At 73.0% G+C, this 2,519-nt stretch carries 2 protein-coding genes; both read left to right on the top strand.

Annotated elements, in window-relative coordinates; translation table 11 throughout:
* Positions 1–10 precede the first annotated feature (10 nt).
* Positions 11–1,135, top strand: coding sequence for a neocarzinostatin apoprotein domain-containing protein (locus ACFU99_RS40710; RefSeq protein ID WP_384402941.1), 1,125 nt, complete (start codon positions 11–13; stop codon positions 1,133–1,135).
* Positions 1,132–2,519, top strand: a 1,388-nt coding sequence (locus ACFU99_RS40705) for a hypothetical protein (protein ID WP_384402938.1), incomplete at its 3' end; no start/stop codon positions are given. The genes ACFU99_RS40710 and ACFU99_RS40705, both read left to right, overlap by 4 nt.

Raw genomic sequence — 2,519 nt, 5'->3', positions numbered from 1 at the left:
GCCCAGGGCCTTGGCCGTACTCCTGCTGGCGCTCGCGCTCGCCCTGCCGACGGCGGGGCTCGCGAGCGGAGCGCCGGCGCGGGCCGCCGACGGGCCGGGCATCACCGTCGACAAGCGGGAGGCGGGAACGGGCGGCTCCATCACCGTCAGCGGCACCGGCTGGCGGCCGCACACCCTGCTGACGCTGCTCATCTGCGGGCAGAAGATGATCGGCGGCACCAACGCCTGCGCCAACGCGGACGGCCGCGCCGTCACCACCGGCGGCGACGGCGCGTTCCGCGAGAAGCTGGCGGTCAGCGAGCCGCCGAAACCCTGCCCGTGCGTGGTGCACGCGGCCACCGTGACGGGCGAGGCCGCCGCCGCGGACGCCGACTTCAGCGTCGCGGGCCACCCCGTCGCGCCGCTGCCCGCCCAGTCCGGCGGCGAGCGGCTGAGCGTCCTCGGCGCGCGGCTCAAGGGCTCGGGCGGGGTGCTGACCTGGTTCGGCGCACCTCCGCAGCGCCAACTGGTGGTCACCGTCGCCAACTTGGGCTCCACGCCCGCCAAGGACCCCGTCTTCCAGGTCGGCACCTCGCACGGCGTGCTCGCCCCCTCGTGGGAGGAGCAGCAGTGGCGCGGCGCGATACCGCCGGGGAAGAAGGCGCGGGTCGAGCTGCCGGTGGAGCTGTCGGCGGGCGCGTACGGCGACTACCTCGTCTCGCTCAAGTACGGCGGCAAGGTGCTGGTCGAGCAGCCGTGGGCGGTGGGGCGGCCGTGGGGCGTCACGCTCTTCTGGATCCTGCTGTGCGTGGTGATCCCGGCGGCGGTCTTCCGGATCGGCATGGCCGTCGTCGACCGGCTGCGGCCGAGGCCCCCCACGGTCGGCACGCGCTCCGCCCGCCATCGCATCCCGGGCCTTCCCGGCATCCCGCGCCCCGCTCTCCCCGCCGGGCTCCCGCGCCGCCCGGCCGCCGGACGCAAAGGCCGCAGGGGCACTGAAGGGCCCGAACAGACCGGCGCGCTGCCCTGGTTCACCCCGGACACCCTGCCGGGCGCACCGCACCCGACTTCCGCACCGAGTGACGAGCAATCGCGTGATGAACGACCGAGTGACGAACATCCGACGAGGCAGACGAAAACGAAGGGGACTACGTGAGAACGCATCGGAGAGCGGGCGCGGCCACCGTCGCGCTGCTGCTCGGCGGCGCGGGCGTGGTGCTGACCACCGGTACCGCGCACGCCGCCGAAGTCTCGTACAAGACCGAGTGCCTGCCGCCGCCGATCTCCGGCCTGCCGCCGGTCAAGGGCACCACCAAGGTGGACATCCAGGCCCCGGCGACGGCGAAGGTGGGCGACGAGGTCGAGGTGGTCTGGAAGACGGTGGAGGCCGCCTCCAAGAACCCGAACATCCTCGATCTGGCCAAGGACACGGTCAAGCCGACCGGCAAGCTCACGCTCGGCGGCGCGCAGAGCGGCGAGGTCTCGATGGAGGGGCCCCGGCAGAACCCGCCGATCCCCAAGAACAGCCCGATGCTGCTGTCCGACATGAAGGCCAAGGTGAAGCTGACGAAGGCCGGTGACGTCACGCTGACGCCCGGCGCGTACAGCATCAACGTCAACAAGCCGATCTCCACCGACACCAAGTGCTCGGCGAAGGAGACCGTCAAGCCCGGCGCGACCATCAAGGTGACCGACGGAAGCGGCAGCACGAGCGGCGGCTCGACCGGCAGCGGCGGCACGAGCACCGGTGGTACGAGCACCGGTGGTACGAGCACGAGCGGCGGCTCGTCGACGTCCGGCGGCTCGTCGTCCTCGGGTGGCACGAGCAGCACCGGCGGCTCCACCGGGGGCTCCAGCACCGGCGGTTCCAGCAGTGGCGGTTCCAGCGGCGGCGACTCGTTCACCGGCAAGGAAATCGCCGTCGACTACCAGTGCAAGACGCCCATCGGCGACAAGAACGCCACCTCGCCGGTACAGGTCAACGCCAAGAAGAACGGCGGGAGTTACGACCTGACCGTCAAGTTCGGCAAGTCCGTCATGGACAGCCCGGCCGACATCCCGGCGGGCTCCGTCAAGCCCTCGATGGCCGTCAAGGTCGGCGGCGCGGACAAGGGGACCGTGAAGACGGAGGGCGCGCCGAACAAGGACCCGATCAAGACCGGCCAGCCCATCGCGATCTCCGACCTCAAGGGCGCGTACAAGCCCGGCGCGAGCGGCAAGGCCACGCTGACGCCCGGCGTCCTGACCGTCAACGCGCTCGGCACCACCACGACCTGCACCCCGGCCAAGGACCCGGGCGCCTCCCTCCAGCTCGACACCACCGCGCAGCAGGGCGGCGTCTCCGGCGGGAGCGGCGGCAGCGGCGGCACGGGCGGCCACCCGGCCTCCGCGGGCGGCACGGGCGCGAGCGCCTCCGGCGGCTCGGCGACGTCCGGCGGTCTCGCCGCGACCGGCGCGGACGACCACGGCAGCCTGAAGGCCCTCGGCCTGGTCGCGGGCTGCGCCGTGCTCCTCGGCGCCGCGGTCTTCACCTTCACCCC

This window comes from Streptomyces sp. NPDC057654 (assembly GCF_042800135.1).
GTDB lineage: Bacteria > Actinomycetota > Actinomycetes > Streptomycetales > Streptomycetaceae > Streptomyces.
The sequence above is the reverse complement of the archived record's forward strand: the minus strand, read 5'-3'. Positions and strand labels throughout refer to the sequence as shown.